This is a genomic window from Halomonas sp. SCS19 (genome assembly GCF_040147015.1).
GTDB classification, from domain to species: domain Bacteria; phylum Pseudomonadota; class Gammaproteobacteria; order Pseudomonadales; family Halomonadaceae; genus Halomonas; species Halomonas litopenaei.
Map to the genome: position 1 here is coordinate 3,648,474 of NZ_JAMSHN010000001.1, position 24,943 is coordinate 3,673,416.

Annotated in this window: 25 protein-coding genes; 12 read left to right on the forward strand and 13 right to left on the reverse strand. The window is 66.0% G+C overall.

Annotation, left to right across the window (positions count from 1 at the left end):
* The first annotated feature begins 59 nt into the window (after window positions 1–59).
* Window positions 60–1,550: a CoA-acylating methylmalonate-semialdehyde dehydrogenase gene (locus NFH97_RS15755; RefSeq protein ID WP_349625102.1), complete on the forward strand. Its 1,491-nt coding sequence runs from the start codon at window positions 60–62 to the stop codon at window positions 1,548–1,550.
* Window positions 1,551–1,688: 138 nt separating this feature from the next.
* Here NFH97_RS15755 and NFH97_RS15760 read toward each other — a convergent pair whose 3' ends face one another.
* Together NFH97_RS15760 and NFH97_RS15765 are read right to left on the reverse strand one after the other, a co-directional pair.
* Window positions 1,689–2,759: a T6SS phospholipase effector Tle1-like catalytic domain-containing protein gene (locus NFH97_RS15760; RefSeq protein ID WP_349625103.1), complete on the reverse strand. Its 1,071-nt coding sequence runs from the start codon at window positions 2,757–2,759 to the stop codon at window positions 1,689–1,691.
* A 202-nt stretch (window positions 2,760–2,961) separates the two neighbouring features.
* On the reverse strand, window positions 2,962–4,191 hold the full coding sequence (locus NFH97_RS15765; RefSeq protein ID WP_349625104.1) for an amino acid deaminase: 1,230 nt from the start codon (window positions 4,189–4,191) through the stop codon (window positions 2,962–2,964).
* Window positions 4,192–4,404: 213 nt separating this feature from the next.
* On the opposite strand from NFH97_RS15765, the gene NFH97_RS15770 reads away from it, so the two are divergent.
* From NFH97_RS15770 to NFH97_RS15785, 4 genes are all read left to right on the forward strand, one after another.
* Window positions 4,405–5,268 (forward strand): MurR/RpiR family transcriptional regulator, encoded by an 864-nt coding sequence (locus NFH97_RS15770; RefSeq protein WP_108449141.1) that lies wholly within the window; start codon window positions 4,405–4,407, stop codon window positions 5,266–5,268.
* Window position 5,269: 1 nt separating this feature from the next.
* Window positions 5,270–6,730, forward strand: a complete 1,461-nt coding sequence (locus tag NFH97_RS15775; RefSeq protein ID WP_349625105.1) for an N-acyl-D-amino-acid deacylase family protein — start codon at window positions 5,270–5,272, stop codon at window positions 6,728–6,730.
* 39 nt (window positions 6,731–6,769) lie between these two features.
* Window positions 6,770–7,162, forward strand: a complete 393-nt coding sequence (locus NFH97_RS15780; protein ID WP_045995074.1) for a RidA family protein — start codon at window positions 6,770–6,772, stop codon at window positions 7,160–7,162.
* A 168-nt stretch (window positions 7,163–7,330) separates the two neighbouring features.
* Window positions 7,331–8,821 (forward strand): sodium:solute symporter family protein, encoded by a 1,491-nt coding sequence (locus NFH97_RS15785; RefSeq protein ID WP_349625106.1) that lies wholly within the window; start codon window positions 7,331–7,333, stop codon window positions 8,819–8,821.
* A 96-nt stretch (window positions 8,822–8,917) separates the two neighbouring features.
* Here NFH97_RS15785 and NFH97_RS15790 read toward each other — a convergent pair whose 3' ends face one another.
* Entirely contained in the window at window positions 8,918–9,523 is a 606-nt protein-coding gene (locus NFH97_RS15790; RefSeq protein WP_349625107.1) for a cytochrome b/b6 domain-containing protein, read from the reverse strand.
* A gap of 125 nt (window positions 9,524–9,648) precedes the next feature.
* Between NFH97_RS15790 and NFH97_RS15795 the strand changes: the two genes are divergently transcribed.
* Window positions 9,649–10,038: an MAPEG family protein gene (locus NFH97_RS15795; RefSeq protein ID WP_349625108.1), complete on the forward strand. Its 390-nt coding sequence runs from the start codon at window positions 9,649–9,651 to the stop codon at window positions 10,036–10,038.
* Window positions 10,039–10,114: 76 nt separating this feature from the next.
* On the opposite strand, the gene NFH97_RS15800 is transcribed toward NFH97_RS15795, so the two are convergent.
* Window positions 10,115–10,699, reverse strand: coding sequence for an NADPH-dependent FMN reductase (locus NFH97_RS15800; protein ID WP_348814547.1), 585 nt, complete (start codon window positions 10,697–10,699; stop codon window positions 10,115–10,117).
* Between the two features lie 147 nt (window positions 10,700–10,846).
* Here NFH97_RS15800 and NFH97_RS15805 point away from each other — a divergent pair, with 147 nt between their 5' ends.
* Window positions 10,847–11,185 carry a hypothetical protein gene (locus NFH97_RS15805; protein WP_222568481.1) on the forward strand — a complete coding sequence of 113 codons (339 nt, stop codon included), beginning with the start codon at window positions 10,847–10,849 and terminating at the stop codon, window positions 11,183–11,185.
* Window positions 11,186–11,212: 27 nt separating this feature from the next.
* On the opposite strand, the gene NFH97_RS15810 is transcribed toward NFH97_RS15805, so the two are convergent.
* The 3 genes from NFH97_RS15810 to NFH97_RS15820 form a co-directional block, all read right to left on the reverse strand.
* Window positions 11,213–12,151: a pirin family protein gene (locus NFH97_RS15810; RefSeq protein WP_349625109.1), complete on the reverse strand. Its 939-nt coding sequence runs from the start codon at window positions 12,149–12,151 to the stop codon at window positions 11,213–11,215.
* A 101-nt stretch (window positions 12,152–12,252) separates the two neighbouring features.
* Window positions 12,253–12,876: an isochorismate family cysteine hydrolase YcaC gene (gene ycaC, locus NFH97_RS15815; RefSeq protein ID WP_349625110.1), complete on the reverse strand. Its 624-nt coding sequence runs from the start codon at window positions 12,874–12,876 to the stop codon at window positions 12,253–12,255.
* Window positions 12,877–13,022: 146 nt separating this feature from the next.
* The gene (locus NFH97_RS15820; RefSeq protein ID WP_349625111.1) at window positions 13,023–13,892 is read right to left on the reverse strand and encodes a pirin family protein; all 870 of its coding nucleotides are present in this window, start codon (window positions 13,890–13,892) and stop codon (window positions 13,023–13,025) included.
* 152 nt (window positions 13,893–14,044) lie between these two features.
* Here NFH97_RS15820 and NFH97_RS15825 point away from each other — a divergent pair, with 152 nt between their 5' ends.
* A complete protein-coding gene (locus tag NFH97_RS15825; protein WP_348814544.1) occupies window positions 14,045–14,962 on the forward strand; it encodes a LysR substrate-binding domain-containing protein in 918 nt (305 codons plus the stop codon).
* Between the two features lie 143 nt (window positions 14,963–15,105).
* Here NFH97_RS15825 and NFH97_RS15830 read toward each other — a convergent pair whose 3' ends face one another.
* Complete coding sequence (locus tag NFH97_RS15830) at window positions 15,106–16,614, reverse strand: alanine/glycine:cation symporter family protein (protein ID WP_222568478.1); 1,509 nt, start codon at window positions 16,612–16,614, stop codon at window positions 15,106–15,108.
* Window positions 16,615–16,830: 216 nt separating this feature from the next.
* A complete protein-coding gene (locus tag NFH97_RS15835; protein WP_349625112.1) occupies window positions 16,831–17,199 on the reverse strand; it encodes a ribbon-helix-helix domain-containing protein in 369 nt (122 codons plus the stop codon).
* 213 nt (window positions 17,200–17,412) lie between these two features.
* Between NFH97_RS15835 and NFH97_RS15840 the strand changes: the two genes are divergently transcribed.
* The 3 genes from NFH97_RS15840 (at window position 17,413) to gloA (ending at window position 20,283) form a co-directional block, all read left to right on the forward strand.
* The gene (locus NFH97_RS15840; protein ID WP_349625113.1) at window positions 17,413–17,979 is read left to right on the forward strand and encodes a gluconate 2-dehydrogenase subunit 3 family protein; all 567 of its coding nucleotides are present in this window, start codon (window positions 17,413–17,415) and stop codon (window positions 17,977–17,979) included.
* Window positions 17,980–18,113: 134 nt separating this feature from the next.
* Window positions 18,114–19,697, forward strand: coding sequence for a GMC family oxidoreductase (locus NFH97_RS15845; protein WP_108133313.1), 1,584 nt, complete (start codon window positions 18,114–18,116; stop codon window positions 19,695–19,697).
* Window positions 19,698–19,740: 43 nt separating this feature from the next.
* The gene (gene gloA, locus NFH97_RS15850) at window positions 19,741–20,283 is read left to right on the forward strand and encodes a lactoylglutathione lyase (RefSeq protein WP_045995063.1); all 543 of its coding nucleotides are present in this window, start codon (window positions 19,741–19,743) and stop codon (window positions 20,281–20,283) included.
* A 66-nt stretch (window positions 20,284–20,349) separates the two neighbouring features.
* Here gloA and NFH97_RS15855 read toward each other — a convergent pair whose 3' ends face one another.
* The 3 genes from NFH97_RS15855 to NFH97_RS15865 form a co-directional block, all read right to left on the reverse strand.
* Window positions 20,350–21,264, reverse strand: coding sequence for a complex I NDUFA9 subunit family protein (locus tag NFH97_RS15855; protein WP_349625114.1), 915 nt, complete (start codon window positions 21,262–21,264; stop codon window positions 20,350–20,352).
* Window positions 21,261–21,941 (reverse strand): DsbA family oxidoreductase, encoded by a 681-nt coding sequence (locus NFH97_RS15860; RefSeq protein ID WP_349625115.1) that lies wholly within the window; start codon window positions 21,939–21,941, stop codon window positions 21,261–21,263. The genes NFH97_RS15855 and NFH97_RS15860 overlap by 4 nt, the downstream gene beginning before the upstream one ends.
* 190 nt (window positions 21,942–22,131) lie before the next feature.
* Window positions 22,132–22,620, reverse strand: coding sequence for an Lrp/AsnC family transcriptional regulator (locus NFH97_RS15865; protein ID WP_197037138.1), 489 nt, complete (start codon window positions 22,618–22,620; stop codon window positions 22,132–22,134).
* A 164-nt stretch (window positions 22,621–22,784) separates the two neighbouring features.
* On the opposite strand from NFH97_RS15865, the gene NFH97_RS15870 reads away from it, so the two are divergent.
* Window positions 22,785–23,708, forward strand: a complete 924-nt coding sequence (locus tag NFH97_RS15870) for a DMT family transporter (protein ID WP_349625116.1) — start codon at window positions 22,785–22,787, stop codon at window positions 23,706–23,708.
* 89 nt (window positions 23,709–23,797) lie between these two features.
* Here the strand turns inward: NFH97_RS15870 and NFH97_RS15875 are convergent, their stop codons facing one another.
* A complete protein-coding gene (locus NFH97_RS15875) occupies window positions 23,798–24,799 on the reverse strand; it encodes an NADP-dependent oxidoreductase (RefSeq protein ID WP_108133317.1) in 1,002 nt (333 codons plus the stop codon).
* Between the last annotated feature and the right edge of the window lie 144 nt (window positions 24,800–24,943).

Below are 24,943 nucleotides of genomic sequence, written 5' to 3' on the forward strand. Positions count from 1 at the left end.
CCACGCGAGATGGCCGCCCGGCGCTGACGCCTTTTCAGAAAGTCATATCGAGAGTTTTGATGAAAGACGTGAATCATTGGATCGGCGGTGAGTCACAGCCGTCGCAGCGCCATCTGGATGTCATCAACCCGGCCACCGCCGAGCCGGTCGGTCGTGTCGCCCTGGGGGACGCTGCTACCGTCGAGAGTGCCATCGAGGCGGCCCGCCGCGCCCAGCCGGCCTGGCGCGACACGCCGCCGGCCAAGCGCGCCCAGGTGATGTACCGCTTCAAGGCGCTGCTCGAGCGTGACGCCGACGAGATCTGCGCGCTGGTCAGCGAAGAGCACGGCAAGGTGCTTGAAGACGCCATGGGCGAACTCAAGCGCGGTATCGAGAACGTCGAGTACGCCTGCGGCGCGCCGGAGCTGCTCAAGGGGGAGTACTCCCACAACGCCGGGCCGGCCATCGACACCTGGTCCAATCATCAGCCGCTGGGCATCGTGGCCGGGATCACGCCGTTCAACTTCCCGGCCATGGTGCCGCTGTGGATGTATCCGATGGCGCTGGCCTGCGGCAACGCCTTTATCCTCAAGCCCTCCGAGCAGGTGCCGTCGGCGGCGCTCAAGATGGCCGAGCTGCTCACCGAAGCCGGTCTGCCAGACGGCCTGTTCAGCGTGGTCCACGGCGACCGTGAGGTGGTCGAGGCGCTGATCGATGCGCCGGATGTGAAGGCGGTGTCCTTCGTCGGCTCGACCCCGGTGGCCAAGGCGATCTACCAGCGTGGCGCCGAGAATGGCAAGCGCGTCCAGGCGCTCGGTGGCGCCAAGAACCACGCCGTGGTACTGCCCGATGCCGATCTGGACAACGCCGCCAGCACCCTGATCGGGGCCGCCTACGGCAGTGCCGGTGAGCGCTGCATGGCGATCAGCGTGGCGGTGTGTGTCGGCGATGACACCGCCGATGCCCTGGTCGAACGGCTCTCGCAGGAGGCTCGGGAACTCAAGATCGGTGCCGGCACCGAGCGCGGCCTGGATATGGGTGCGCTGGTCAACGCCGGGCACCGCGACAAGGTGGCGGGCTATCTCCAGCAGGGCGTCGACGCCGGGGCCGAGCTGGTGGTGGATGGGCGCGAGCATCCGCTGGTCGAGTCGTCACCGGGCTACTTCCTGGGCGCGAGCCTGCTCGACCGGGTCACGCCCGAGATGAGCGTCTATCGTGACGAGATATTTGGGCCGGTGCTGTGCGTCGTGCGTGTCGCCAGCTACGATGAGGCCATTGCGCTGATCAACGCCCACCAGTACGGCAACGGCACCTGCGTGTTCACCCGGGATGGCGAGGCCGCGCGTCGCTTCGCCGACGCCATCGAGGTCGGCATGGTCGGCATCAACGTACCGCTGCCGGTGCCGGTGGCCTTCCACAGCTTCGGCGGCTGGAAGGAGTCGCTGTTCGGCGATCTGCATGCCTATGGCCCCGACGCCGTGCGCTTCTACACCCGGCGCAAGGCCATCTCCCAGCGCTGGCCGAGGAGCCAGGACAGGGAAAGCGCGCAGTTCAACTTCCCCTCGAACTAGCGCGCTCTCGAGGCCAGACTCGTCCAGCAAGCGCAGCGTCGGCCTCGGACCCCCGACGAGGGAGAGCGCCTCAGGCCACCGACAACGCCCACTCCTTGCGAGTGGGCGTTGTCGTATCCGTGGCAGGCGCTCGCGCCATCACTCGGGGGCAGTCGGTGTCGAAGTGGATGGCGGCGTCGCCGCAAGACGCGGGTGGATCGGGTTGGCGGGCCGATAGTCGGGCAGGGCAAGACGACGGGTGGCGACGCTCGGGTGCAGCGTCTCGTTGCCGAAGGAGGCAAAGCCGATGCGCCGCAGATAGCGCCGGGGCGAGATCAGCCGATAGAGGCGCGAAAGAAACCTCTGGTAGGAGTCGACGATGTCGTCCTCGCGCGGTGGTGAACCAAGCAAGGGGCGGCTGTCAGGCAGCAGCGGCAGCCCCTGTTCGCAGGCGCGGCCCATCATCCAGTCCAGGCTGACGTCCGACAGCACGCGGTCCCGGTAGCCTCCGCCGACGTTGGAGTGGGCGCCGGGAAACCATACCTGCTCGAGGGTGGAGGTGGTGGTCTGCGGCGACCACAGGGTGGGGGCGAAGGCCTTGCGGTGCTCGTCGATCGCCAGCGCCTGGTAGGCGTGGCGCACCAGCGGGCTCAGGCGGGTGTCATGGAACTCGAATCGGCGGCGGTTGAAGGCGGCAAAGCTCCTGAGTGGAATCCCCAGGCTGCCCACGGTGTCCCACACACCGATCATGTGGATCTCCGGCACCCAGGCGTAGCGCGAGGCGAAGCGTCGAGCCTCGGCGGATTGCGGGCCACGTCTTCGATCGCGGTAAAGCGCGTAGGCGCGTCCCGCCAACTGCCGGTGTTCGGGGTGCAGCAGACCGCTGGTGTGAAGCATCCCGCTCAGGCTTCGCGCGGTGTAGGCGCCTCGGCTGAAGCCGAACAGGAACAGCCGGTCGTCCGGGCGCAACAGTTCGACCAGCTCGACGTACGCCTCGACCAGAATTTCCGATAGCCCGAGTCCGGTGGCGCCTGCCACCAGGCGGTCGTACCAGTGCAGGTCACTGCCGACGCCATGGTAGTAGCGCTTGACGGTGCCGCCCTCGGCCATGGGGTTGTCGGCCACCGCCTGGTAGAGCCGGCTGACGTTGGTGTTGGTGTCACCGTCTTCCAGGTCCATGTCCGGCACCTGCCAGGTGCCATCGAAGAACAGCGCGACATTCTTGGCCATCGGCTTCCCTTGCTGTCAGCCCTCTTGATCCGAGCGATGCCCGGTGGTCGCTGTCAGTGTATGTCGGGGGCGTGGCCAGAAAATTGAGCGCAGAGGCGAAGGGCGTCGATCGGTCGTGCCGTCAGCGCTGCGGCAAAGATTGCAGGAGCGGGGCGGGTGGATGGTTTCCGCCCGCCCCTTGGTCGTTCGCTTGTCAGAGTGTCTAGAAGCGCGTCGCCCAGGTATCGACGACCCTGAGCGCGTCATCGACCAGATGGAGCTGGCGCCACTTGTCGAAGGTCATGCAGGGGTGCGAAGCGCCGAAGGCCAGCACGTCACCGATGCGCACGTCGCGGGCGCTGTCCGGTAGCTGGATAAAGGTGTGCTGATCCATCTGCTTGACGACTTGCCAGCCTTCCACCGACAGCTGCTCGCTGGCCTGTCCGCCTTCGCGATAGCGCCTGAGCACCTCGGGCGCCAGGTCGAAGCCGATATCGCGCTTGCCCAGTGCCACGATGGCCAGCCCCGGCTCGGGCAGCGACTGCACCTGTGCGAACACCTCCAGCGCCGGCTCAAGCCCCTGGTGCAGGTCCTGGCGCCGGGACAGCACGCCGGCCTGGGCCTCGCGGTAGATGCCGTGGTCGTGGACCACGTAGCAGCCCGGGCGCAGCACCGGGGTGAAGCGGCCTTCGAGTCCACCGTCGCGGAAGGCTTCGGCGATCAGGTCGTACCAGGCCGACCCCGACGCCGTAACGATGGGCTTGTCGCGATCGACCAGGCCTTCGTCGGCCAGTCGCTTGACGCCGTCGACCAGGCGCTGGGCGTAGCGACGGATACCGGCCACCGGATCGTCGCCATGGACCACACCCTCATACCCCTCCAGACCTGCCAGGGCTATGCCGGGCAGGGTAGCTGCCCGGCGGGCCAGCGCCATTACCTCGTCATCATTGCGAAGTCCGCACCTTCCCCCTTCGACGCCTACCTCGATCAGGATATTCAGGGAGATGCCGGCCGCCCCGAAAAAGGCGCCTAATTGGTCCAGGTTCTCGGCGCTGTCGACGGTGACATAGAGCTCGGCACCGGCGCGGATCAGGTCGGCGGCGATGGCCATGTTGGCCTGACCGACCATCTGGTTGGCCACCAGTAGTCGCTGGGCGCCCTCGGCGAAGGCGGCGCGGCACTGGGGCAGGGTGGCCAGGGTGATGCCCCAGGCGCCGGCCTCGAGCTGCCGCCGGAACAGCGCCGGGGTCATGGTGGTCTTGCCGTGGGGCGCAAGCTCGGCGCCGTGGCGGCGGGCGAAGTCCTGCATCCATGCCAGATTGTGGGCGAGCGGCGCCTGGTGGATCACCGCCGCCGGCAGGCTGACGTCGGCCAGCAGCCGGTCGCCGGTTTCCAGGGTGCCCTTGTGGCAACCCTTGGCATCGAAGGAAGAGGAAGAGGGGGAGTGGGCCATGGAAGTTCTCCTGAAGGCGGAACGCGGCTCATGTTACGCCGCGCCGGACGATTGGCAATGTTCGAAGATTGATCTGACTACGACCATTGTCGGAAATTTTCAAAAAACTGTGGATGGTTGTTAGAAACTAACATAGCGTAAGGATACCGCAGATGACGAGGGCCCTGGACAGGCTTCGTGATCTGGCAACGTCGCAACGGAGGGAGGCAAGCCGTGAGTCAACAGATCGATATCCTGTCGCGCATCACCGCGGTGGTTCGCTCCCTTAGCGAGTCGGAGCGCAAGGTGGCGGAGCTGATCTTCGACGACATCGACTTCGTGGCAGAGGCCAGCATCAGCGAGATCGCCCGGCGATCAGGCGTCAGTGACGCCACCGTGACCCGCTTCGCCCGCTCGGTGGACTGCGACAACGTGCGTGACCTCAAGCTGCGCCTGACCCGTGCCCTGGCCGCCGGTCGTCGCTTTATCGAGGACGCCGATCCCGCCCGGGGATCGAGCATCGTCTACGACGTTGCCGCCCAGACCCTGGCGCTCAACCGCGAGTTGCTGTTAGAGGCCGATATCGAAGGCGCGGTGGAGCGACTCGACAATGCCCGCCAGATCCTGACCTTCGGCAGTGGCGGCGGCTCCAGCGTGATGTGCCAGGAGCTGCAGTTTCGCCTGATGCGCCTGGGCTATGCGGTCAGCGCCTATCCTCACGGTCTGCTGCCGAGGATGGTGGCCGCCACCCTGGAGCCCGAGGACGTAGTGGTGGTGCTGTCGGTGTCCGGCTACACCCCGGAGATGGTCGAGTCGGCCCAGATCGCCAGTCAGTACGGGGCCCAGGTGATCGCCATCACCGCCGTGGGGTCTCCGCTTGCCGCCGCCGCCAACGTGGTGCTGCCGATCGCCGCCCGGGAGACCGATTTCATTCTTCACCCTTCGGCGTCGCGCTATGCGTTGATGGCCGCCATCGACGTGCTGGCGCTGGAGCTGGCCATGCGTCATCGCGACCAGGCACGCACCAAGCTCAGGCGTTTGAAGATTGCACTTGATGACCATCGCGGCGGTGACAATCGCCAGCCGCTGGGAGACTGACATGCACCATGACCTCTTGATTCGTCGCGCCACGCTGCTGGATGGCACCGGCGCAGATCCTCGTATCGCGGATGTCGCGATCAAGGGGGATCGTATCGTGGCGGTGGGGGATCTCGCCGGGCACGAGGCCAGCGAGGTGGTGCAGGCCGAGGGGCTGGTGCTGACCCCGGGATTCATCGACGTTCACACCCACGACGACACCAATGTGGTGCGCACCCCCGAGATGCTGCCGAAGCTGAGCCAGGGGGTGACCACGGTGGTGGTCGGCAACTGCGGCATCAGCGCCTCGCCGGTCACGCTACGCGGCAGCGAGGTGCCCGATCCGATGAACCTGCTGGGCGACGCCGAGGATTTCGCCTACCCCAGCTTCTCCGCCTACGCCGATGCCGTGGCGACGGCCTGCCCGGCGGTCAATGTGGCGGCGCTGGTGGGGCATACCAGCCTGCGCTCACTGGTGATGGATGACTACGAGCGGCCGGCCCGCGACGACGAGATCGCCGCCATGCGCCTTGCTCTGGAACAGGCGCTGGCCGAGGGGGCCATCGGCATGAGCACCGGGCTTGCCTATCGCAACGCCCGTCAGGCGCCAAGCGCCGAGGTCGGTGCCCTGGTGCGCGCGGTCAGCGAGGCGGGCGGCATCTACACCACCCACCTGCGTGACGAGTTCGCCGGACAGGCCGAGGCGATGGACGAGGCCTTTGCCACCGCCGCCGAAGCCCGTGCACCGCTGGTGATCTCGCACCTGAAGTGCGCCGGTGCCGGTAACTGGGGCCAGGCGCCACGGGCCCTGGCGCAGTTGACCGAGGCCGCCAGCCGCCAGCGTGTCCACTGCGACTGCTACCCCTATACCGCCGGTTCCTCGACCCTGGATCTGGGGCAGGTCACCGACGAGATCGACATCACCATCACCTGGTCGAAGCCGCATCCGGAGCAGGCGCGTCGGCCGCTGGCCGACATCGCCGCCGACTGGGGGCTGTCACTGATGGACGCGGCCAGGCGCCTGCAGCCCGCCGGCGCGGTCTATCACAACATGAGCGAGGACGACATGCGCCAGGTGCTGGCGCACCCCTTGACCATGGTCGGCTCCGACGGCCTACCCAATGACCCGCATCCGCACCCGCGCCTGTGGGGCGCCTTTCCCCGCGTGCTGGCCCACTACAGCCGCGACCTGGCACTGATGCCGCCGGCCGAGGCGGTACGCAAGATGACCGGTCTTTCCGCCGCCACCTTTGGCCTGGAAGACCGCGGTGTGATTCGTCCAGGCGCCTTCGCCGATCTGGTCCTTCTGGATCTCGAGCGCCTGGAAGATAGCGCCACCTATGACCAGCCGAAGACGCCCGCCAGCGGCATCCTTCGGGTGCTGGTCAACGGCACGACGGCCTACGCCAACGGTCAGGCGTCGGGCCAACGATCCGGGCGCATGTTGCGCCGAAGCGTGCGCCTTGCGGCCACGCCACTCTAGCCACGTTTATTGCATCAGTATTTTTCAGGAGACATTGACATGACGATCAAGCGTTATGGCGCCGAAGGCGGCGTCGGTACCGGCGGCCAGAAACTTCCCTTCTCCCGCGCGGTGGAAGCCGGCGGCTGGCTGAAGGTGTCCGGTCAGACCCCGATGACCGATGGAGAAGTGGTGGAAGGCGGCATCGTCGAGCAGAGCCGACTGGCCTTCGAGAATGCCCTGACCATCGCCCGCGAGGCGGGCTACGACATCGAGGACGTGGTCCACGTCACCGCCGTGCTGACTGACTCGCGCTACTTCCAGTCGTTCAACAAGGTGTTCGCCGAGTACTTCAAGGATCACCCGCCGGCGCGCATCTGCAGCGTTCAGGATCTGGTGGTGGACTGCAAGGTCGAGGTGGACCTGACCTGCTACCGCGCCGACCGCGCTTAAACCAGGGATATTGCGTCGAGCGGCAACTCGACCGGGGCAGGGATGCCCGCATCGTAGCGACAGGAAGGCGCCGGATCCCGGCAAGGACCCGACGCCAGGCACAGCAAACGTTCACGTTCACTGTCTCGATCGCGGCAACGACCGAGACGACAAGTATAAGAGGTCTGTATGAACAGTCATCTTTTCCTTGCTACCTTTTGCGTCTACATCGTCCTGATGATCGGCTTCGGCTGGTGGATGTCGCGGAACGATCGCGGCACCGGCGATGACTTTCTCCTTGGCGGGCGCAGCGTACCGATATTCCTGACCATCGGTACCACCGTGGCCACCATGGTGGGAACAGGTTCCAGCATGGGGGCGGTGGGCTTCGGCTACGCCAACGGCTGGGGCGGCGCACTCTATGGTCTGGGTGGTTCGATCGGGGTGCTGCTGCTGGCGCTGTGTTTCGCCGGTGTGCGCCGCTACCGCTTCATGACCATGAGCGAAGAGTTGTCGTTCTACGTCGGGGCCAACCGCCTCGTGCGCAATGTCGTGGCATTGTTCATCTACGTCGCCTGCATCGGCTGGCTCGGCGCCCATATCCTCGGTGGCGGCCTGTATCTGGCGTGGATGGCGGATATCCCCGCCTGGCAGGCCAAGATGGTGGTGGCCCTGGGCTTCGGTGTCTACTGCGTCATTGGCGGCTATATGGCGGTGGTCTGGACCGACACCGTGCAGGCCATCGTGCTGTTTGTCGGCTTCTTTTTGATGGCGGCGGTGGCCGTGGTCGAGGTGGGCGGCTTCTCCGAGATGACCGCCTCCATGGACGCCGCGGCGACCAGCTTCCTGGCCATCGACAAGGTCGGCCTGGTGCCCGCCCTGTCGCTGATCACGGTGATCGCCGTCGGCGTGCTGGCAACCCCGTCCTTCCGCCAGCGCATCTACTCCGGCGCCTCGGTGGGCTCGGTACGCCGCTCCTTCCTGGTGACTGGCTGCCTTTACATGCTGTTCTCCATCGTGCCGGCGATCATCGGCATGGCGACCTACGCCCTCAACCCCAACCTGGAAAACAGCAACTTCGCCTTCCCGTATCTGGCCACCGAGGTGCTGCCGCTGTGGCTGGGCCTGCTGCTGCTGGTGGCTGGTCTGTCGGCGACCATGTCCAGCGCCAGCAGTGACGCCATCGCCGGTGTCACCACCCTGATCCGCGATCTCTACGTGCTGGTCAAGGGCCGTGCGCCGTCGGCCAAGAGCGTGGTCATGCTGTCGCGGGTCGGCCTGGTCGGCACCATTGGCCTGGCGCTGGCCTTCGCCCTGACCTCCGACAACGTGATCGCCTACATCACCAAGATGGTGGCGACCGTGCTGGCGGGCATGTTCGTGTGCGGCGTGCTGGGCCGCTTCTGGCCGCGCTACAACTGGCAGGGCGCGATTGCCTCGCTGGTGGTGGCGTCCGCCACCTCGCTGACGGTCATCTCGGTGCAGAGCTGGAGTGAGTACTGGGGCAACCCGAGCATCCCGGCGGTGGGCCTGGCCATGGCCGCCGGTATTGTGGTCAGTCTGTTTACCCCGGCTTCCGAGCTCAGCGAAGACCAGGCACTCGAGCTGATCACCGAAGAGCGCGAGCGCATGGAGGCGGTGCCGGACGTGCCGCTGCGCAAGGGTCCCGCCAAGGCCTGAAGACCGCTCTCCAGGCCGAAGCACAAAAGCCCGCGCAGGTGACTGCGCGGGCTTCTTCGCATCTCTGCCGCGGTGGCGAGGAGCATGGGGCGCCGCTCAACGGCGCGGTGACCATATTCGGCCAAGGGCGCCGTCCTTCAACACAAGATGGTGAAACAGTGCCGCCGCGATATGGCCACCAAGCAAAAAGGGCAGCAGCAGATCGGCGCCCCAGTCACGATGAAAGCGGCCAAACGGCTCCATCAGGGTGATCAACGGCACCTCGAGCAGGGCCGCGAGCGAGTCTGCCAATGGCAGGCGCTGAAACGCGGGCAGTGTCCACTGGCCCAGCACCCTGAGGTCGAAGCCGGTACCGATATAGGCCGCCACGGGCAGCGCCAGGAGCACGGCGAGCAGGCCACGGTGGGCGAGGCGAGTCACTCGTGGCAGACCCAGGGGTGGCGGCTGCGGCAGCCACAGGTGGGCCGCCAGCAGCCCGAGCGACAGCGCCACACTCAAAAGCCCCAGGTTGACGTGGACCACCAGCAGGTACCAGTTGGCCGACTCGAGCTGGGTGGTCACCCACTTGCGCCCGTAGGCAGTGAGGTAGAGAAGACCGATGGTCAACGCCAGCGAGGCGTGCAGGGCGCGGCTGGTCACGGCATGACGGGCAGGGTGGACATCGGGGGCGTGGTTGACGTCGTGGGCTCGGCTCGCTGGCATGAAGGAAACCTCGGGGATGCGGTATTGCCCGGTGTCAGGCAACTACCGCCATGCTGACGCCTGGCCCTTCGCCTGTCAGCCATTCCCTGTGCCATGCTGGGGACAATTCGCCCTCGGAGCCTCCCATGTCGATCTTTCTCCTCACCCTCTTTGTTGCCTCCCTGCTGCCGATCCTGCTGGCCTGGATCGGCGCCGCCTGGCGTGTGCGCCAGTTCGGCCACCTGGACAATCGCCAGCCGCGTGCCCAGCAGGCGCGTCTTGAAGGCGTCGGTGCGCGGCTGCAGGCGGCCCAGTCCAACGCCTGGGAGGCGCTGATCATCTACGCCACCACCGCGGTGGTGGCCATCGGCGCAGGGGTGGAGCTTGAAAGCCTCGACGTGCCGGCGCTGGTCTTTCTCACCTCACGTCTGCTCCACCCGTTGGCCTACGCCCTGAACTGGCAGTGGACCCGCTCCATCGTCTTCGCCATCGGCATGCTGGCGTGTCTGACGATCATGATCGGAGCGTTGTGGTAGCCGCCCTGAAACGGGACAGGTGGCGGGCGGTTGTCCGCCGGCGTTCAGCCCTTTGACCGTCAGGGGCCGACGGCCGTCATTGTGACGACCGTGCCAGGGTGGTGACCAGGCGCTGACAAATGTTGTCCAGCGCCTTGGCCTTGCCTTCGTCGGCCAGGCTGCCGTCTTCATGGAAGGCGCTGCCAGCGCCGCCCACGGCAAGCTGGTCCGGCAGTACCGTGACGCCGATATTGCTCAAGAGCTGACGCAGCAGCGGCAGGGCGCGTAGCCCGCCCAGCCCGCCGGGTGAGGCACCGACGATGGCCGCCACCTTGTTTTGGTAGGGCTCGAGGGCGCCCAGGTCGCCGTCGGGGCGCGAGACCCAGTCGATGGTGTTCTTCAGAAGCGGTGTGATGAAGCCGTTGTACTCCGGGGAGGCGATGGCGAGGCCCTGATGCTCCATGAACATCCGCTTGAGGCGGCTGGCGTGCTCGGGAAGACCCTCGCCGGCCTCCAGGTCGCCGTCGTAGATCGGCATGGGAAAGTCGCGCAGGTCGATGAAGGTGGCCTGACCGCCAAGGGCGTCGATGCGTTGTGCCATCAGTCTGGCCAGACGCTTGTTGAAGGAATCCTCCCGGGCGCTGCCGGCAAAGACCAGGATACGGGGACGGGTGTCACTCATGGGGTTCTCCTGCGGTGTGAACGGAAGCGCAAAAGGGCAAGGCATGGACCAATAGCCAATGGAGCACGCTCTGTCAGCCATTGCCAGCGCCGATCTTGTGCATTCATCCTGCAACATATCGCATCAAGATGGCAGAAGGAGGTCGATGTGAAGTACCCCACAACGCCGGATGGGCGCTACTTTGTTGCCCGCAATCGCCTCTGGCGCTGCACCGATCCCGGCCTGGACGAGGACACGCGCAAGCGCCACGTCAAGGCGCTGATGGCGGCCCGACGCGCGGTCAAGGAGGCCAACAAGGTCGACGATGACGACGCGCTCAAGGCCGCGCGCCGCCAGGTCCAGGCAGCCAAGGAGGCGCTGGGCGAGCGTGGCCCGGTGTGGTGGTCCGACGGCGCCGAGGATGAGTCCGGACGCGCACCCCACAACAGCTCCTACGCCGACTGGTGGGCCAGCCTGAACGCGCAGGAGGACAAGGCGCCTGGATGAATGCCTTGCGTGTCGGCAAGGCGGCTTTCAGGAAGACCAGGGCAGCGGTGGTGCCTCCAGGCGTGCTCCCTGCCACTGGGGGATGTCACCAAAGCGCTCGCTGGCGGCTTCCCAGTCGTGCTGGGCCTGGATGATCGCTTCCCGTGAATGGCCAACGAAGTTCCACCAGATCAGGATCTCGTCCTGCATCGGCTCGCCGCCGATCAACAGGATCCGGCTGCCCGCCGACAGCGACATCTCGAGGCTGTCTCGCCCACGTCCCAGATACCCCAGCTCGTCCACCGCGAAGGCCTCGTCATCCAGCTCGAGGCCGCCTTCCAGCACCAGCACGCCGTATTCGAAGTCGGGACGCAGGGGCACCGCCAGCTTCGTGGTGTCACTGGCCTGAACGTCGAGTCCCACCAGCGGCGAAAAGCTCAGGGTGGGGGCGTGATGGCCTTCGGCTTCACCGATCAGCAGGGTGAAGTCGGCGCCGTCGCGGCGCCAGCGCGGCAGCTCGGCGTAGTGATCAAAGCGTGGCTCGGTGTCGGCCTTGTCCTGGGGCAGGGCGATCCATAGCTGGGCGGCGTGCAGGCTGTCGGTTTCCGCCAGGCTCTCTTCGGTATGGCTGATGCCGTGGCCGGCGGTCATCAGGTTGACCTCACCCGGGCGAATCACCTGGTCGCTGCCCAGGCTATCCCGGTGGTGGACCTCGCCGGAGAGCATCCAGGTAAAGGTCTGCAGGCTGGTGTGGGGATGGGGGCCGACCCGCATGGCCTGGCCCTCGCGCAGGATGCTGGGGCCGGCGTGGTCGAGAAAGCACCAGGCGCCGATCAGGCGGCGCTCGCGGGTGGGCAGTACGCGGTGGATCGGCAGGCCGCCGACGTCGGCCTCCCGGGAACCGATGCGCTGGATACAACGGCGTCCATCGACCACCGGGCAGTCCAAAGAAGATGATGGGCGATGGGGCGTTTCGTGCAGGCTCATGGTGGCCTCCTGGGCGGTCATGGCTAGACCTGGTTTGGCTGTACCTGGCTGGGATCGACAGAAAGGGCAAGACCTGGGCGCGGTACGCCCAGGCCTGAAGCTCACCCTTGGGTCTGTTGCGAATAGCTCTGCATCAGGTTGGCGTAGGCCGGCAGGTGGGACGCCAGCAGGCCGCCGAAGCCTTCGATGTCGTTGCGCCAGTCGCGGTGCAGCTCGCAGCCCACCCCGAACCAGGTCATCAACTGGGCGCCGGCCTGGCTCATGCGGTCCCAGGCGGCCTCGCGGGTCACCGGGTTGAAGGTGCCGGAGGCGTCGGTGACGACGAAGACGTCGTAGCCGGCCTCGATGGCCGACAGCGCGGGGAAGGCCACGCACACCTCGGCGACCACCCCGGCGATCAGTAGCTGCTTGCGCCCGGTCTTCTCGATGGCGGCGACGAACTCCTCGTTGTCCCAGGCGTTGATCTGGCCGGGGCGGGCGATGTAGGGCGCGGTGGGGAACATCTCCTTGAGTTCGGGGACCATGGGACCGTTGGGTCCGTCCTCGAAGCTGGTGGTCAGGATGGTCGGCAGCTCGAAGAACCTGGCGATATCGGCCAGGGCCAACACGTTGTTCTTGAAGGCGTCGGCGTCGAAGTCTCGTGCTACCGACAAGAGGCCGGCCTGGTGGTCGACCAGCAGCACGGTGACGTCATTCTTGTCGAGACGAACATAGGGGCGAGTCATGGCGATTTCCTGGAGTCAGGGGAAGCCTTCCCTGGAAGAGGTCTCCGGCATCCAGCCTGGAGGTACAGCCCCCGGCGGCGGCTGCCGTCGGGGTGTTTCGCAAGGCGTCGCAGGGCGATAGGAGCAGGTGCCTGGGCGCCGTGGGCTCAGGTACTGAGGCGGCCAAACCGGCCACGTCGAAAGGCGTCGATGGAGGCGTGGATCTCGGCCTCGCTGTTCATCACGAAGGGGCCATGACCCACCACCGGCTCGTCGATCGGTTCACCGGTCAGCACCAGCAGCCGGGCGGCGGTGTTGGCGGCCAGGGCCAGTGTCTCGCCATCGCGGGACAGCTCTACCACGCTGCCACCGCGCACGACCTCCTGATCCTGTACCAGCAGGGTGCCGTCGAGCACTACCAGAAGGCTAGTGTGCCCGTTGGGTAGCGACAAGGTCGTTTCAGCGTCCTCGTTCAATGCCAGTTCCCAGGCGTTGATCGGGGTAAAGGTCCGCGCCGGGCCGCGTGCATCCAGGTACTCGCCGGCCACCACCCTGAGCTGGCCCGCCTCGCCCGGTAGTGTCACCACCGGGATCTCGTCACGGGTCAGGTTCTGGTAGGCCGCCGGGGTCGTCTTGTGGCGCGCCGGCAGATTGACCCACAGCTGGACCATCTCCAGGTCGCCGCCCTGGCGAGTGAAGTCCTCGGAGTGAAACTCCTCGTGGAGGATGCCGTCGCCGGCGGTCATCCACTGAACGTCGCCCGGGCCGATGGTGCCGCCCCCGCCGGAGGAATCGCGGTGGCTGACCTCGCCACGATGCACGAAGGTCACCGTCTCGAAGCCCCGATGGGGGTGCACGCCGACGCCACGCTTTTGCTCGCTGGGCGCGAAGTGGTGAGGCCCGGCGTGGTCCAGCAGCAGAAAGGGGCTGATGCGCTCGGCGCCAAGGCGGTCGTAGCTGAACAGCGAGCGCACCGGGAAGCCGTCGCCCACCCAGTGACCGCGAGGGGCAGCGTGTACGGCGTTGATGGTCTTCATGGGACACCTCCTGTCATGGAAGGATCGTTGGCGATCCGTCATGGTGACAGCATAGAATCGAGACGATGTAGGCGGTAGTAGGCAAAATTCGGACGCATCGTTGCATACATGAAACGATGGTGCGCTCAATCACCCTCGACAGGACCCGAGCCGTGCAGGATCTCAACGACTTCTTCTATTTCGTCAAGGTGGTGGACCACGGCGGTTTTGCTCCGGCGGGCCGCGCCCTGGGGCTGCCCAAGTCACGGCTCAGCCGACGTATCGCGGCGCTGGAGGCACGCCTCGATACCCGCCTGATTCAGCGTTCCACCCGTCAGTTTGTGGTCACGGAACTGGGCCAGGCCTTCTATCAGCATTGCCAGGCCATGCTGTGGCAGGCCGAGGCGGCGGTGGAGGTGGTCGAGCGCCACCAGGCCGAACCGCGCGGGCGCATTCGCCTGAGCTGTCCGCCGAGCCTTCTCGCCACCTTGTTCACGCCGCTGTTTTCCGAGTTCCTGCGTCGCTGTCCCCGCATCGACCTGGACGTGGTGGCGACCAGTCGCCGAGTCGATGTGGTGCGAGAAGGCTTCGATCTGGCGATCCGGGTACGCTATCCGCCGCTGGAAGACAGCGAACTGGTGATGCGCAGGCTGTCGCGCAGCCCCCAGCGGCTGCTGGCATCACCGGATCTGGTGGCGCGCCTGGGGATGCCGGAAGCGCCGCAAGCCTTGAGCGATTGGCCCAGTCTCGACTTCGAGGAACCGGACCGGCGCCATCGCTGGCGCCTGGACGGTCCCGGCGGCGAGGAGCGAATCATCGAGCATCGGCCTCGGCTGGTGACCGACGACGTGGGGCTCTTGCACCGGGCGGTGCTCGATGGCCAGGGGGTGGCACGCTTGCCGTTGGTGGCCGCGGGCGCCGATCTGTGCGCCGGGCGTCTGGTGGACGTGTTGCCGGGCTGGGAGCCTCGGGCCGGACTGATCCACGCGGTCTACCCCAGCCGCCGCGGGCAGTTGCCGTCGGTACGGGCACTGCTCGACTTTCTCGACGGTGCCCTGGACGAGGACGACGCGCCGCTGCCCAGGGCGTAGTGACGATCGGGGCGCAACGGTGCCGGGCCTGACGAGACGGCCCGTGTCCGGCCGTCGGAAACGACAACGCCACGGCATGGGCCGTGGCGTTGTTGGTGCTGGGGCTCAAGCGGCCCCTGCGATCTTGCTGGTCCAGTGCCTGATCAGGCGTCCTTTCCGCTGCCCTTGGGCGCTTCAGAGGATGAGGCCTGCGAGGCCTTGTTGCTCAGGCTCGGCCAGGCGCTCGGGTCCACCTTGCCCTTGAGCTTGGGGAACTCGTCCGGGTTGAAGGTCGGCTCCTGGCCGGCCTTGAGCTGACGCTCGTAGTCGCGGAACAGGGCGAAGGCCAGCGGCGAGAGCAGCAGGATGGCGGTCAGGTTGATCAGTGCCATCATGCCCATGGACAGGTCGGCGAAGTTCCAGATGGTGCCGAGCTGGGCGATCGAGCCGATCATGATCATCGCCAGCACCGCCAGGCGATAGATGAACACCGCGCCCGCAGAGCGACGCGAGCCCGCCAGGTACTCGATGTTGGATTCACCGTAGGAGTAGTTGGCGATCAGCGAGGTGAAGGCGAACAGCAGGATGGCGATGGCCACGAACATGCCGCCCCAGTCACCCACGTGCTCGGACAGCGCGACCTGGGTCAGCTGGATGCCGTTGGGTGCGTCGCCGCTCTGCAGCGCCGGCTCCGACAGGATGATCACCGCGGCGGTGGCGGTACAGATCACCAGGGTGTCGAAGAACACGCCGAGCATCTGGATGAAGCCCTGGGCCGCCGGATGGTTCGGTCGGGTGCTGGCGGTGGCGGCCACGTTGGGGGCGGAACCCATGCCGGCCTCGTTGGAGAACAGGCCGCGCTTGATGCCCTGCATCATGGCCTGGGCCACGGCGTAGCCCACTGCACCGCCGGCGGCTTCTTCGAGGCCAAAGGCACTGTTGAAGATCAACGCGATGGCGCTCGGCAGCTCATCGATATTCAGCGCCACCACCACCAGAGCGAGGATCAGGTAGAGCAGTGCCATCAGCGGCACGATCAGTTCCGCCACCTTGGCGATGGAGCGTAGGCCGCCGAAGATGATCGGGGTAACCCCCGCCAGCAGGGCGATGCCGACGATCCAGGTCGGGATGTTGAATGCCTGCTCCATGGCCTGGGCGATGGAGTTTGCCTGGACGCTGTTGAAGGCGAGGCCGAAGGCGATGATCAGACAGATCGAGAAGGCGATGGCCATCCAGCGCTGACCGAGCCCGCGCTCGATGTAGCGGGCCGGGCCGCCGCGGAAGGTCTTGTCGCCGTGGTCGACCTTGTAGGCCTGGGCCAGGGTGGACTCGACGAAGCTGGTGGCCATGCCGACCAGCGCGGTCATCCACATCCAGAAGATGGCGCCGGGGCCGCCCAGATAGATGGCCACGGCGACACCCGCCAGATTGCCGGTACCCACGCGGGCGGCCAGGCTGGTGGACAGGGCCTGGAAGGAGGAAATGCCCTCGCCGCCATCACGGGATCCCTTGAGCAGGGCGAACATATGGCCGAAGAAGCGGAACTGGATGCCGCGGGTCATGACGGTGAAGTAGAGACCGGCGCCGATCAACAGGTAAACGAGCAGTTTACCCCAGATCAGGCCGTTGCCGACGGAGACGGCATCGTTGAACCAGGTGGCGATGGAATCCATGTCAAATTGTCCATTGGGTAGGAATGCGGAGGCCATTCTTCACGAATTGCCGCGTATGACAAGGAGCGTAGAGAAAAGATTGAGATAAGGCGTAGTTTTCGAGAAAAAAGATATAGACTTTAGTCGCATCAAGAAGGGTGCTGTTCTCAATGGCGCCTCAGGCCAGACATGTGAGGCCGAACGAGGTGTCGGTGAGCCCCTTTACCCGGCGCCGTTTCAGTTTATGCCCAGCGATGCCCGAGACAGGCGTTCGACAGCGGGTTGGGCGACATTCTGTTGGGCGACATTCTGTTGGGCGGCATTCCCCTGGATGACATTCTCCTGAATGGCATTCTGCTGGTGGACGGCGCAGGCCACCCGCAACAGCGATGCCAGATTGGGCACCTCACCACGGATCTCGATCACCTCCTGATGCAGCTCGCTGATGAACTGAACCGTGGTCAGATTCTGGCCGGCGGCGATCTCGTTAAGGATATCCCAGAACTCGTTTTCCAGTCTGACGCTGGTCACCGAGCCCTGCAGGCGGATGGAACGGGTGGTGCACTCGTACTTGGCAGGGTCGGTGGAGGCGTACATATGGCACATGGCGTGGTCCTCTCGCTGGCGTCCGGTCGTTATCGATGATGCCGTCTTCTGACCCTGCCTGGCTCTTGCGTCAAGGAGCATTAGACCATGGTCGACGTAGTACCCCAGTGTTACCCGCCGTAGGCGGAGGCGACATAGGCTTTGGAGAGACGCAGTGTCGCATGTGGCGCTTGTCGAATCTGAATTCTACGGCCTGGGGCAAGGAGTCCTGCTATGAAGGGTAGCGCTTTTTCTCGTCGTGTCTTTCTCAAGGCCAGCGGTGGTGTGCTGATGGGCACACTGGCGATGGCCTCCGGTCCCATCGCCCTGCTGGCGCCCAGTCGTAGCTGGGCAATGTCCCTTGAAACCCTGACCAGTCGCCAGGGCCAGGTGCTGCTGGCGATGACACGTCACATCTTCCCTCACCCAGACCTTGAAGACGCGGTCTACGCCCTGGTGGTCAAGAGTCTGGACACCAAGGCCGCCGACCCCCAGGTCGCGGCTCTGGTGGCTGAAGGTATCGATGCGCTCGATCGTGAGGCGGGGGGCGACTGGCTATCGCTGACGCCTAGCGAGCGTTTCGCCTTGCTGGAAGCTCGGGCCGGCTCGCCATTCTTCGAACTGGTACGCGGTGACGCAGTGGTCTCGCTCTATGACAACGATCTGGCCTACGCCCACTTCGGCTACGAGGGTGAGGCGGGCAACCCTGGCTACCTGACCAAGGGCTTCAATGATCTGGACTGGCTGCCGGATCCGCCCCGGCCTGAGGGCGGCTACCTGCCCCATGAAGTCCCGGGCTGACGCTGTCGCGGCGCCGGGTGAGGCGAGCGTCGATGACCGCTGGCGACAGCCACAGACAACAACAGCCCGCTACAGACAACAACAGACAACAACAGACAACAACGAACAATACGGACCGATGAGGAGACGTCGTCATGGCCATGACCGACAGTCAGAAGACCTTTGCGCTGGACGATGACAGTGTGGTGGTAGTGATCGGCTCGGGGGCCGGTGGAGGCACCCTGGCGAACGAACTGGCCCAGCAGGGCATCGACGTGGTGGTACTGGAAGCAGGCAAGCTGCACACCACCTCGGACTTTCTGGCCGACGAGTGGGGTGCCTTCAACCAGCTTTCCTGGCTGGACCCGAGGACCACCTCGGGAAGCTGGCGGCTGGCACGGGACTTTCCCAACCTGCCGGCCTGGATCGTCAAGTCGGTGGGCGGCACCACGGTGCACTGGGCCGGTGCCAGTCTGCGCATCCAGCCCCACGAGTTCGAGGCGCTGAGCCACTATGGCGCGGTGGACGGCGCTGACCTGCTCGACTGGCCCTTGTCCTACGAGGAACTGGCACCCTGGTACGATCGTGCCGAGGCGCGCATGGGGGTGACCCGCACCCACGACAACAAGGGGCTGCCGGGCAACAACAATTTCAAGGTGATGTACGCCGGGGCGCAGAAGCTCGGCTATTCCTGCAACACCGGCCATATGGCCATCAACAGCGAGATCCGCGATGGCCGAGCGCCTTGCCAGCAGCGCGGCTTCTGCTTCCAGGGCTGCAAGACCCAGGCCAAGTGGTCGACGCTCTATACCGAGCTGCCCAGAGGCATCGCCACCGGACACCTGGAGTTGCGGCCCGAGTCGCATGTGGCGCGTATCGAGCATGACGACGAGGGTCGTGCCAAGGCGGTGGTCTACTTTGATAGCGAGGGCCGCGAACAGCGACAGAAGGCCCGGGTGGTGGCGGTGGCCGGCAACTCCATCGAGACGCCGCGGCTGTTGTTGAATTCCACGAGCAGTCGTTTCCCCAAGGGGCTTGCCAATGGGGCAGACAAGGTCGGGCGCTACTACATGCGCCACATGACGGGTTCGGTCTACGCCACCTTCGACGAGCCGGTGCACATGTATCGCGGCACCACCATGGCCGGCATCATCTCCGATGAGGCGCGCCATGATCCGTCGCGGGGCTTTGTCGGTGGCTACGAGATGGAGACGCTGTCGCTGGGGCTGCCGTTCATGGCTGCCTTCCTCGATCCCGGCGCCTGGGGCGAGCGTTTCGCCGGCGCGATGGACCAGTATGATCATATGGCCGGGATGTGGCTGGTGGGGGAGGATCTGCCCCAGGCCAGCAACCGCATCACCCTGAACCCGGAGGTGACCGATCGTTTCGGCCTGCCGGTGGCCAACGTGCACTACGACGATCACCCCAACGACGTGGCCATGAGGCAGCACGGGTATCAGCAGGGCAAGGCGCTGTACGAATCGGTGGGGGCGCGGGATGTCTACGAGGTGCCGCCCTATCCCTCGACCCACAACCTGGGTACCTGCCGCATGAGCGAGCGCCCCGAGGACGGCGTCTGCAACGGCTACGGCCAGACCCACGAGGTGGCGAACCTGTTCATCTCCGATGGCAGTCAGTTCACCACCTCGGCGTCGGAAAACCCGACCCTGACCATCGTCTCGCTGGCCCTGCGTCAGGCAGAATATATCGCGCAGCAGATGGCCGAGCAGGCGATCTGACGCCACCTGAACGACAATCGACCCCTCATCCAAGGAGACCGAGATGCACGACAATTTCCAAGGCGAACAGCACCCCGGCGTGGAGCCGGCCCCCGAGGCCACGCGCGGTTTTCGCCTCAATCACAGCATGCTGAGGGTCAAGGATCCCGAGGTGTCCCTGGCGTTCTATTCACGGGTCTTCGGCATGAGCGTTCTGAGGCGCCTGGACTTCGAGGAAATGCAGTTCTCGCTGTACTTTCTCGCCAACCTCGAGGCGGATGATCAGGTTCCCGAGGACGCCGCCGCCCGCTCCACCTGGACCTTTCAGCAGCGCGGACTGCTCGAGTTTACCCACAACTGGGGCAGCGAGGAGCAGGAAGGGCGGATCTACCACGACGGCAACGCCGAGCCCCAGGGCTTTGGTCATATCTGCTTTGCGGTGCCGGATCTGCACGCGGCGGTGGCCTGGTTCGATGAAAACGACGTCGAGTTCATCAAGCGCCCCGAGCAGGGCAAGCTGAAGGACGTGGTCTTCGTCAAGGACCCGGACGGCTACTGGATCGAGGTGGTGCAGCCGAGCCTGATGGCGAACATGGGCGACGCCTGAAGCGGTTATCTAACGCCAAGCCCCGGCGGCATAGGGCCGGGGGCCATCGAGGCCCGTCCGTCGGGCTCAGCCCGCCTGCGTTGGCAGACAGTGCGGCAGGCTGTCGCGCAGGCTGCGCGGATTGAGGCCCAGGTCGGCGAAGCTGCCGACGCCGTTGGCGACCAGGTTGTCTTCGCTGATCAGCCACAGGGTATCGCGGGTCAGCGGCGGCGAGGGCAAGGGCGAAAGGGCCAGTGCCAGGGCGTGCCACAGGGGCAGGGGGACCTTGATGAACCTGGGCTCTCTGCCGAGGTGTCGCGCCACCTGGGTGACCAGATCGCGGTAGCGCAGCGGGTCGGGCCCGCCCAGTTCGTAAAGCGCCCTGGGCAGGCTCGTCCGGGTGGCCAGGCGCGCCAGGGCGCTGGCCAGATCACCCACGTGGAGCGGTTGCAGGCGCATCTCTCCGGCGCCAAACAGCGGCACCAGCGGCATCTTCACCAGCCTTGCCAGGGTCGCCACCAGGCCTGACTGCTGGCCATAGAGGGCGCTGGGGCGAACGATGACCGCGCGAGGTATCTCGCCCATCACCGCCTGTTCGCCTCTCGCCCGGGCGCGCACGTAGGGCGAGGGCGAATCGAGCCGGGCGCCGATGCCGGACAGCAGCACATAGCGATCGATGCCCGCCTCCCGGGCGAGCCGGGCCAGCCTGGCGGCGCCCTCGACATGCACCTGCTCGAAGCTGCGCTTGCCACTCTCGCGGTAGAGGCTGACCGCATTGATCACCGCGCTGGCCCCCTCAAGGGCCGCCTTGAGGCTCTCCGGATCCTCGATATCCGCCTGGATCGCCTCGACCGGATCGCCCTCTTCCACCTCTTCCGGAAGTCTCGGGTGGCGGGCCACCACGCGGACCGCATGGCCCGCGAAGTAGAGCTCGCGCACCACGGCAGCACCGACAAAGCCGGTGCCACCGATCACCACCACCGGACGTGTGCGGTCACTCATGACGTCCTTTTGCCCTCATGCTGGCGCAGGGCATCCTGCAGGCGTTCCACCGCCAGAAAGAGCTGGCGCCTGGGTTGGGCGCCGGACAGGATGCCGGCGTGTTCGCCGTCGACCAGAAAGCGCAGCGCCGGAACACCGTGAACCCCCAGCGCCTGACCTTCCTCGCGGGAGGCGCGTACCGCCTCGCGGTCTTCACCGGCGGCAAGACTCGCTTCGAGTGCCGCGCCGTCCAGCCCCAGTTGATTGGCGATCTCGGCCAGGGCGCCGGGGTCCGACAGGTCCAGGCTATCTTCGAAGAAGCCGCTGAACAGGGCCTTTCGCAGCGCAGCGACCTGGCTGGCTGACGGGGAGTCGCGATAGCGGCGCTCGGCGCAGGCCAGTGCTTCCAGGGCCAGACGCGAGCGTGGCTGGATGTTCGGCTGGCGCATGCTCAGACCTCGCTCCTGAGCCATCGGCAGCACCGCGTCTCGCCACAGCTCGTTCAGGTAGTCGCAGTGGGGGGCGAGGGCAGGTTCCGGCTCGGGGCGCAGCTCGAAGGGGCGCCAGACGACGCGGATGTCATGACCGAACCTGTCTTCCAGCGCCTCCAGTTCGGGCAACTCCAGGTAGCAGAACGGGCAGCGCAGATCGCTGAAGACCTCCAGGGTCAGGCGTGGGGGAGCGGGCGGGGTCGGCATGCAACTCTCCTGGGTGGCGGTACGTGGGCCCGGACGGCAATGGGATCGACCCTAGCTTGACGATTGATGACGCCGAAGTGAAGCGCCGACGTCAGCTAGGCTCGATGCTGGCGAAGCTGCGTCAGCCGTGATCACCGGGTGAGGCGACGTCTGCCTGGTGGGGCTGTGCAGCGGATCCTCGTGTGGAGCCTTACGAATCGTCGTCAGTTGGACGGGCGTCGCGCAGATCCAGGGCGCCGGCGCGCTTGACGGCACGGATGGCAAAGCTCGAATCCACGGTATTGACCATGGGCAGGGTCTGCAGCTGTCGCACCCAGCGCTCGTAGCCTTTCAGGTCGGCGCTGACGATCTGCAGCAGATAGTCGAAGGCACCGGACACGGTGTGGCACTCGATGACTTCGGGCATGTCCGCCACGGCGGCTTCGAAGGCTTCCACCAGGGCGTCCTGGTGGCGGCTGAGCTTGACGTGGACGAACACCGTCAGCCCCAGCCCCAGGCGTTCGCGGTCCAGCTCGGCGCGGTAGCGCTGGATCAGCCGCTGTTGCTCCAGCCGGCGTATGCGCCTGGCGCAGGGTGACGGCGACAGCCCCACCCGCTCGGCCAGTTGGTGGCTGGTGAGTCGTGCATCCTGCTGGAGCAGGGCGAGCAGATGGCGATCGATACGGTCCAGTTTTTTCAACGGATTGGCTCAATCTTGCGGGTCGAAGAAAAATATTGGCATGTCCTGCCAATATGGGTCCAGCGCGTCGGAGTCTTTGCCTGCATTTGCCCGACCGTTGGCGGCAGACTGAGGGTCAGCAGGGTGCTGGTTCAGGCGCCCGTCGAACCTCACGGAGTCCTGTCATGTCGTCTTCCTTGACCCAGGTGGCACCGCTTGTCGCCTCTCCCCGGCGCGCCCTGTTGGGGGTCGCCGCTGCGCTGGGGGCGGTGCTGATCTGGTCGTGCTACTTCCTGTCGCTGCGCCAAGGGGCGCTGTCACCACTGGGAACGCTCGACCTGACCCTGTTTCGCTACGCCGTGCCTGGTCTGGCGCTGCTGCCGTTGGCGCTGCGTCGGCGCCAGCGTCTGCTGGCGGTCAACCCGGTGTGGCTGGTCGGCATGATGGCAGGCGCCGGCATACCCTTCTTCCTGCTGGGGGCGGTGGGCATGGGGCTGGCCCCGGTGGCCCACGGCAGCACCCTGATACCCGGCGCGGCGCCGCTGTTCGTCAGCACCCTGGCGGTATGGGTCTTCGCCCAGCCGTTGTCGCGGGGGCGTGCCGCCGGACTGGTCGCCATCGGATTCGGCGTCGTCTGCCTGCTGGCGTCCGGGGGCCAGGGCTCGCAGAGCCTGCTGCTGGGGCAGGGCATGTTCCTGCTGTCCAGTGTGATGTGGGCGGTGTTTACCCTAAGCGTGCGTCAGAGCGGTCTGTCGGCGCTCGAGGCCACGGCGGTGGTCACGGTGCCCAGTGGACTGGTCATCGCGCTGACGGTGGTCGGGCTCGAGGTGAGCGGGGCGGGGGGGCTGTCCCTGCATCTGGTGCCCACGAAGGAGTGGCTGGTGCAGTTGGTGGTGCAGGGCATCCTGGTGGGGCTGGGGTCTGGCCTGCTGATGGGCGTGGCGATTCGACGGCTGGGGGCCGAGGCGACCTCGGCGCTGGGCTCGCTCACCCCGGTGGCGGCCACGGCGCTGGCCTGGTGGGCGCTGGACGAGACGATCGGTGGCGTCACCGCGCTAGGCATGCTGATGGTGGTGTCCGGCGTGATGATTGCCAGCCGTGGCCGTTGATGGCGCGGCTGTCATTCGAGCAGTGCTGAACCAGAGACACCGCCCGTAGGCGGTGTCTGGGTCAATCGTCCAGCAAGGGCAATCTGCAATCAGCCCAGGCGCACCAGCATCTTGCCGGTGTTGGCCCCCTTGAACAGGTCGAGGAAGGCTTCCGGCGTGGCCTCGAGGCCCTCGCGCACGGTCTCCTGGTAGTCGATCTCGCCGGCCGCGACCTTGGGACCGACGTCCTTGAGAAAGGCCGGGTAGTTGTCCCAGTGCTCGAACACGATAAAGCCCTGCATGCGCGCTCGGCGAATCAGGATCATCGCCAGGTTGGCCGGTCCCGGTGCCGGGCCTTCATCGTTGTAGCGGGAAATCATGCCGCACACGGCGATGCGGGCGCCGACCCTGAGGTTGTTCAGCGCGGCTTCCAGGCAGACACCGCCGACGTTCTCGTAGTAGACATCGAAACCGTCCGGGCAGGCCTTGGCCAGATCCTCGCTGAGGGTGGCGGCGTCCTTGTCGCGGTAGTCCACCGCGATCACGCCCTGGGACTCGAGCCAGTCGCGCTTCTTCTGGCTGCCGGCCAGGCCGACCACAACACCACCCTTGGCCTTCGCCAGCTGTACCGCCAGAGAGCCCACCGCGCCGCTGGCGGCGCTGACCAGCACATTGTCACCCTGCTGCATCTCGGCGATGGCATTCAGGCCGGTCCAGGCGGTCATCCCCGGCATGCCCAGCACGCCCAGGTAGGCCTGTTCCGGTACGTCCAGATCGGGCAGGGCGGTCACGCCGTCGGCGGGCAGTTGGGCCACGTCTCGCCAGCCACCCATGTGGCTGACCTTGTCACCCACCTTGAAACGATCGTCACCGGATTCGATGACCTCGCCGACGGCGGCTCCTTCCAGCGGTGCCTCGAGCTCGAAGGGTTCGATATAGGTGGTGACACCGCTCATGCGCCCACGCATGTAGGGGTCCACCGACAGCCAGCGATTGCGGATGCGCACTTCACCGTCAGCCAGCGCCGGCAGGTCCTGCTGCTTGAGCTTGAAGACGTCCTGGCTGGGGGTGCCGGTGGGATACTCGCTGATGGTGTAGTAGTTCGACTGCATCATGCCTCCTTTGCGTGATGAACCGGAAGTCGATTGGCTGTCGTTCCGGAGAGTGCGAAGCGTGGCCGAGGGTCGCTCGGATTCACGCCTCGCTCCGTGATCATCGATAGGTGTACGGTCGCCACAATAGACCAGTCGGTCTGT